The organism is Pseudomonas sp. FFUP_PS_473, from assembly GCF_002858665.1.
Taxonomy (GTDB): domain Bacteria; phylum Pseudomonadota; class Gammaproteobacteria; order Pseudomonadales; family Pseudomonadaceae; genus Aquipseudomonas; species Aquipseudomonas defluvii.
In genome coordinates this window covers 1-338 of sequence record NZ_PJQQ01000124.1, presented here as the reverse complement: position 1 = coordinate 338, position 338 = coordinate 1, and the positions used below count along the sequence as shown (strand labels likewise).

Below are 338 nucleotides of genomic sequence, written 5' to 3'. Positions count from 1 at the left end.
CGATATGTAATCCTCGCCAAACTTGAAGCCCCCACCGCTGAAGCGGCGGCGGAAGCCATTGTGAGGGAGATGTCGCGGATGGCCCCATCACTACTAAAAACCATGACACATGATCAAGGTAGCGAAATGGCCCGCCATGCCGAAATCACGGCGCGAACGGGGATGAAAATTTATTTCGCCGATCCACATTCGCCTTGGCAACGCGGTAGTAATGAAAATACGAACGGATTGTTGCGTCAGTATCTCCCGAAAGGCACAGATCTCTCTCTAGTGACGCAGGCGCGACTGGATGAAATAGCTGATTTGCTCAATACCCGCCCTCGGCAGACACTGGGCTG

The 338-nt window shown here is 53.6% G+C and carries 1 protein-coding gene; it reads left to right on the top strand.

The window, feature by feature from the left end:
* On the top strand, positions 1 to 338 hold a 338-nt coding region (locus tag CYD26_RS24855), incomplete at both ends, for an IS30 family transposase (RefSeq protein WP_145991832.1).